The organism is Oleiphilus sp. HI0125 (assembly GCF_001635355.1).
The window spans coordinates 1-6,692 of sequence record NZ_LWGF01000611.1 but is presented as its reverse complement, the minus strand read 5'-3'; the positions used below and the strand labels follow the sequence as shown (position 1 = coordinate 6,692).

6 protein-coding genes are annotated in these 6,692 nt (G+C 45.3%); 4 read left to right on the top strand and 2 right to left on the bottom strand.

Annotated elements, in window-relative coordinates:
- Together A3762_RS07770 and A3762_RS07765 are read left to right on the top strand one after the other, a co-directional pair.
- Positions 1–253 (top strand): ACT domain-containing protein (locus tag A3762_RS07770; RefSeq protein WP_369820675.1); only part of this gene is annotated, 253 nt, incomplete at its 5' end.
- A 44-nt stretch (positions 254–297) separates the two neighbouring features.
- On the top strand, positions 298–684 hold the full coding sequence (locus A3762_RS07765) for a RidA family protein (protein WP_068480244.1): 387 nt from the start codon (positions 298–300) through the stop codon (positions 682–684).
- A 35-nt stretch (positions 685–719) separates the two neighbouring features.
- On the opposite strand, the gene A3762_RS07760 is transcribed toward A3762_RS07765, so the two are convergent.
- A complete protein-coding gene (locus tag A3762_RS07760) occupies positions 720–1,586 on the bottom strand; it encodes a hypothetical protein (RefSeq protein WP_068473007.1) in 867 nt (288 codons plus the stop codon).
- 101 nt (positions 1,587–1,687) lie between these two features.
- On the opposite strand from A3762_RS07760, the gene recG reads away from it, so the two are divergent.
- On the top strand, positions 1,688–3,769 hold the full coding sequence (gene recG / locus A3762_RS07755; protein WP_068480242.1) for an ATP-dependent DNA helicase RecG: 2,082 nt from the start codon (positions 1,688–1,690) through the stop codon (positions 3,767–3,769).
- A gap of 10 nt (positions 3,770–3,779) precedes the next feature.
- On the opposite strand, the gene A3762_RS07750 is transcribed toward recG, so the two are convergent.
- Positions 3,780–4,805 carry an AraC family transcriptional regulator gene (locus A3762_RS07750; protein WP_197469132.1) on the bottom strand — a complete coding sequence of 342 codons (1,026 nt, stop codon included), beginning with the start codon at positions 4,803–4,805 and terminating at the stop codon, positions 3,780–3,782.
- A gap of 365 nt (positions 4,806–5,170) precedes the next feature.
- Here A3762_RS07750 and A3762_RS07745 point away from each other — a divergent pair, with 365 nt between their 5' ends.
- Positions 5,171–6,559, top strand: a complete 1,389-nt coding sequence (locus A3762_RS07745) for an HDOD domain-containing protein (RefSeq protein ID WP_068480240.1) — start codon at positions 5,171–5,173, stop codon at positions 6,557–6,559.
- The last annotated feature ends 133 nt before the right edge of the window (positions 6,560–6,692 follow it).

Here is a 6,692-nt window from a genome sequence, read left to right as displayed (position 1 = left end):
TATTACGGATGAATTTGCGGTTGAATTGCGTATTGAGCTCGAAAGACAGCGCGGCATTATTGCCGAGTTAGCATCTGCAATCACTCGCGCCGAGGCAAATATCGAACACATTGGTGTCAGCGAGCAGAACCCTCATATGAGCACGATAGAGGCCGTCATCTACATTCAAGGTCGACGCCATCTTGCTCGTGTGATTCGCCGACTACGTAACATTAAAGCAGTGATTCGCATTCAAAGAATTATCAATCACTAAAAGCGCTCATTTACATTTGGCGCAACAATAGGTAAGGTTTAGATATGAGCAACAAATCAATTATTCAGTCAGATGCTGCACCAGCAGCGATTGGTACCTACTCGCAAGCAGTGAAGGCAGGTAATACTTTGTACCTTTCAGGTCAAATTCCTCTTGATCCACAGAGCATGGAGCTTGTTGGTGGCGGCATCGAGAATCAAATTAAGCGCGTGTTCGAAAACCTAAAAGCAGTATGTGAAGCTTCTGGTGGTTCACTTCAAGATATCGTGAAGCTAAATATCTTCCTCACAGACTTAGGTAATTTTGCCGCGGTCAATGAAGTAATGGCTACCTACTTCCAAAAACCTTACCCAGCGCGCGCTGCGATCGGCGTGGCTGAATTGCCAAAAGGCGCAGAAGTAGAAATGGATGGAATCGTTACCCTTTCATAAAACATTAAGAGTGAGCGCGCCTCACAAAAGCGCGCTCATTGATCAATCACTTCCAACATATTTGCATACCCTTCCTTGAACGAAGAGAATTTAAGTTGATATCCAGTCTCCTGCATTCTCTTATTACTTAAACGCTTATTTCCCGCCCTGCGCCTCACTGCCTCAATGCGACTGTCGTTCAGATTAACATCGAGTTTGTCCGCGATAAACGCATACACCTCGTTCATATCGACAGGATTATCATCAGTACAAACATAGAGCTCATCCAGTGCCTGACCTTGCGCATGCGACTTCATCAAAAATGTTAGAAAACCCACTGCATCTTCTTCATGAATTCGGTTGCTGCGTCTAAGAGCGTCACTCAATACAGGCTCTTGAGACAAAACTTGATCAATAATGCGTCGACGCGAACCTCCATAAATTCCGCTAAAGCGGATAATAGTGCTCGGCAGGGAGCTATCCCTCAATAAATTTTCTGCCTGAACCAGCACTTTACTCGTCTCACTCATACCGTTGGCAGGACTCAACTCATCGACCACAGAGTCATCATCCTGAGCATAGACACTCGTACTTGAGACAAAAAAGAGGTGTGGCGGAGTCTTTAAACTTTTAAATTTCGTTATGCAGTGAGTAAGGGCATCGTAGAAAACGCGTCGGTACGCTTCCGCTCCCCGACCGCCGGGCGTGACACAAAACAAAATCGCATTATAGTTATCAGGTACATTCGTCCACGTACTTGCCTCACTAATATCTCCCAAAAACGTATGCTCTACACACGCAAATTGGTCTGGAGCATCAATAGACGAGCGCTTTAGTACATCGATACATCGCTCCGACTCAAACCCCAAAGCGACTTTACTAGCGATCTGTCCAAATCCAACAAATAAACTTTTGTGCTGCATACCCACCCTTTTATCTACTGCATTCCATATGAAAACCCTCTAACATTACTAGAAATGTGCGACCAACAATACTCATACGCTTCAAGCAAATAAATTCAATAATGGCTAGCCTCAACGAAGTTCCACTTACCCAACTCAAAGGTGTTGGAGAAAAATTCGCTCTAACGCTTAGTAAGCTTGATTTACATAGCGTGCAGGATCTTATATTCCACCTCCCTTTTCGTTACGAGGATAGAACGCGCATTGTACCTTTGTCACAAATACGTGTAGGCCAACATGTACTGTTTGAAGCAGAAGTAAAAGGCAGTCGCGTGGTTATCGGACGACGCAAAAGTTTGGAAGTACACGTCAGAGATAGTTCTGGGCAAGTTGCGCTGCGTTTCTACCACTTCAGTGCTGCTCAAGCGAAACAATTAAGCAATGGCTCACGAGTGCGTTGCTATGGCGAAGCTCGCTTAGGACAAACAGGCTTAGAGTTTTATCATCCGGAATATCAAGTTTTAAAACCTGGTGATAAACACTCTCCTCCAGAAAAGCTCACGCCTATCTATACGCTCACTGAAGGTGTGCAACAACCTCGTTTACGTAAGCTATGCGCTAGCGCTTTAGGCTATCTAGACAGACACCAAGTAACCGAACTTATTCCTGGCTCGATCTTAAAAGATCTGCAACTCCCAAGCCTTCAAGAAGCCGTTCGTTACCTTCATGCGCCACCAACGGATGCTGATCAACATGCCTTGCTAGAAGGCGAGCACCCATATCAACAACGACTTATTTTTGAGGAGCTATTGGCGCATCACCTCAGCCTTCTGCAACTTCGAAGTAGCATTCAAAGCAAAGCATCACCTGCATTCGTCGCTACAAGCGATAGTGAAGCTATAAAAAATGAATTCTTGAATTCATTACCTTTCTCGCTAACGGGAGCCCAACAACGTGTTAGCGATGAAATTGCTGGCGACTTATCTCATCCATTCCCAATGCTAAGGCTCGTCCAAGGGGATGTCGGTTCTGGAAAAACTGTTGTTGCAGCACTAGCCGCGTTGCGCGCAGTGTCCCACGGTCATCAAGTCGCGTTCATGGCGCCAACCGAAATTCTTGCTGAACAACACTTTGCTAATTTCAAGTCGTGGCTTGCACCCTTAGGTATAAAAGTTGGCTGGCTTAGCGGCAAAGTGAAAGGAAAGAAACGTGAGCAAGAACTTATCACCATCGCAGACGGATCAGCGCAAGTAGTGGTCGGAACACACGCTTTATTTCAAGAGGATGTGCAATTTGCTGAACTGGGATTAGCGATCATCGATGAACAACATCGCTTTGGTGTGCATCAGCGCTTAGCGTTAAAAAACAAAGGCAAGCAAAACACAACACCTCATCAGCTCATTATGACGGCCACCCCTATTCCGCGAACGCTCGCAATGAGTGCCTATGCCGACCTAGACACCTCAGTCATTGACGAGCTACCCGCCGGCAGACAAGCCATAGAGACCTTTGTGCTGCCAGACACACGACGTCAGGACATCCTCAGTCGCGTACAGTCTATCTGCGAAGAGGGTCGCCAAGCTTATTGGGTCTGCACATTAATTGAAGAATCTGAAGCCTTACAGTGCCAAGCTGCAGAAGCTAGCGCTGCATGGCTGAACGAGCAACTTCCAGAGCTTACAGTAGGGCTCGTTCATGGCCGAATGAAGGCCGACGAAAAGTCGTTCATGATGGAGCAATTCAAGTCAGGAAAAATAGACCTACTCGTGGCGACAACGGTTATAGAAGTAGGGGTCGATGTGCCAAACGCTTCATTAATCATTATCGAAAACCCTGAAAGACTCGGCTTAGCGCAGTTACATCAGCTTCGTGGTCGCGTGGGTCGAGGAGAACATAAGAGCTATTGCGCACTCATGTATCACCCACCGCTCTCTCAAAACGGCAAAGAGAGACTCTCTGCGATGAGAGAAAGCAACGACGGATTCAAGATCGCTGAAAAAGATCTCGAAATTCGCGGGCCCGGTGAAGTATTAGGGACACGACAAACCGGATTGGTCTCTTTCAGAATTGCGGACATTCAACGTGATGCGGCTTGGCTAGATACCGTCAAACAGGTTGCTCAAATAATGCAACGCTACCCAAGACAATCAAGCGCGCTAATTGAACGCTGGGTTGGAAATAGACAACAATTTGCTGAGGTTTAGTACTGAAATATTACTTTCCGTACTTATTAGGCGTACTACCTGTCCAACGTTTAAAGGCTCGACTAAAGGCACTCACCTCAGAGAACCCCAATAAAAAAGCTAGCTCGGTAAAACTGTACTTGTCTTCTTTTATACTGCGAATCGCAAATTCAGAACGAACCTCATCCACAATCTCATGATAAGAAACACCTTCTTTTTTTAGCCTTCTGTATAGAGTATTACGGCTCATATTTAAACGCCTAGCAACAGTGCCAGCATCTAAATTAGGATCAGAAAGCTTCTTAGCAACAATTTGTCGAACCTGCTCTTTGATTGAAAGATTCGCTTTCAAAGATGCTAGAATCCGGTCGAGATGCACCGTCAACACGCGGTACAAGGTTGGGCTATTTCGAGGCATTGGATAATCTAAATATGCCGCGTTAAATACAATCGAGGCCACTGGCTGATCAAACTTTACTGGGCACTGGAACAAGGTTTCGTAGCTAGCCGCATAAGCAGGCTTAGAGTGAGGAAAACTCACGTAACGAATATCTAAACCACTCTGCAATAATCTTCTGGCACGATATGCCGCTAGAGCAAGACTGTACTCCATTTCATAGGAAGAATAGATCGCGGGTTCTTTAACGTGATAACAAATCGCAAAGTCTTGATCGTTACTCTGCAATTCGATCTGAATACTTTCGTTTACGATGCGATAATAGCGCTGGTAGTGTTCAATTGCGCTTCTCAAGGTCTTGCAGTTAAAGAATACATGCCCTACCAAACCCATGCTCTGAGACAGTTCTTCAGCGGCAAGTTGTAAGGCTAGATCCGGTTCTTTTGTATACGATACCGCATCACGCCAAAGCGCATAATAGCGATCTAATGGAACTCTATTTTCTTCAGCGTCTAAGTAAGAAAGGGAAAGCCCATAACGAGATTGTAAGAGGGATTCGGAGTAACCATTATCGATCAAGCGAAGGAATAACGCGCGATAAGTGACGGCCTGAACGCTTAGCTCAGATTTTAATTCTTCAGTCGCGACACCTTGACTCAATACGCTTCTCTCATCAAAAGGATTGATACAAATCGTCAACAACTTGGTTCAGCAAGTCAAGCCTTGTCCTCTTACTTTGCGTAGTATTTCAAGTGCACAAACCCTTTCAAACAATAATTACTGGAGAGCTTTATGCCTATTTTCGTACCTCATAATGAAGCCGAAGCAGACAATGTAGCGGCTCTTTCTGAATACCTTTCACAGATGTTTTTTTGCTAAAACACCTTACTAGCTCACAAAGCGCGTCAAAGACGCGCTTTTTTATGCCTGTCTGATTATCTTGTTCTACACTAAAAACTACATGGAGTTCGGCTACGCAGTATCGATGCCGGCAATATTTATTTCACGGAGCAGTATCAAGGCCTATGAGCATTCCCGCTATTATCATCGACTCACTTAATCAATATGCAGAACATAATGATTATGAGGCACCAGAAATCATCCCACGCCACGATGTAGATGACGCTGATCGCGTTTGCTTAACGCTTATGTCAGATATGCTAGGCCGTGCCCAAGTACTTTTCCCAGCCGATCGCTTTATTTGTCCGGAGTTACTCAATAATTGTATGGGTCGTGAACTTAAAGTGGTTGAGCAAAGCGATCAAAATAGCTTGTTAAGCCAATATGAACTTAACGCGATCCCGGCCATCCCCGACATCACGGGCATACCGACAATCGTTGATAATGCGCTCCAAGACAATACCAGTGAGTACGCCTTCGTTGATATTGGTTTAGCAAAAGATCTCATTCGAATTAAGCGAAGCATTTTCAACAAGATGCTTCAGAAAGCACAAACCGGAGACTTCTCGGTAGCAATTGATAGCGTCAATCAACGCAAGGACGCACGTAAAGATGAAGTCGATATTGTCACGGCTCTTGAGAAGTTCACAACGATTCGTATCAAGCAACGAATCGAAGATACTCTAGAGCTTCCTCCTCTTCCGGAAAGTGCACGCGATATTATTCGTTTACGCGCCAATCCCGACGCGAGCAGCGAAGAACTGTCGACTATCGTAGAAAAAGATCCAAGCCTTTCGGCACAGGTAGTTAGTTGGGCATCGAGTTCGTTTTATAGTACAAGCGGCTCAGTTAAATCGGTGCACGATGCAATCGTACGCGTACTAGGTTTTGATCTAGTGATGAACCTATCAATGGGCTTATCGCTGGGACGCACGCTTAATCTGCCAACGGATGAGCCTGAAGGCTACTTACCTTATTGGCAAAAAGCATTGTGGATGGCGCTAGGAACAACAGCACTGATTCGTAAAATCAGCCCTGCTTATCGCCCTAGCTATGGCATGGCCTATCTTTCTGGTCTGCTTCATAATTTTGGCTATTTAGTGCTCGCACATATTTTCCCACCTCATCACGCGCTTCTATGTCGTTATAAAGAAGCAAATGCACACGTTGATCCATCGATTCTAGAGGCTTACTGTCTCGATCTGACAAGTGAACAAGTCGGCAGTATGTTGATGAATGTTTGGACCTTACCTGATGAAGTGGTCGTGGCACTGCGCCATCAGAAAAATCCAGATTACGATGATGAACACGCACAGTACGCAAAGTTACTGCACATCACTCAATATATGTTGGGTAAACACGGTGTGATTCCACAAACGATCAAGAAGACACCCGAAGATTTATTCGAATTTTTTAGTATGAGTGAAGAAGACGCCGACGAGGCTCTGCTGCCATTATTCGAAGCCCCAGAAGAGGTGATTGGAATGGCTGCAATGATGAAAACTGGAAGCTAAGGCTTCCAGTTGGTCAAGGCCGCATACTGGGCAAGACTTAAATTTTCAGGGCGCAATCCAGCATCAATATCTAGCTCTTCAAGCGCTTCCAGCTCAATCACACCCGACAAAGCATTACGTAAGGTCTTTCTTC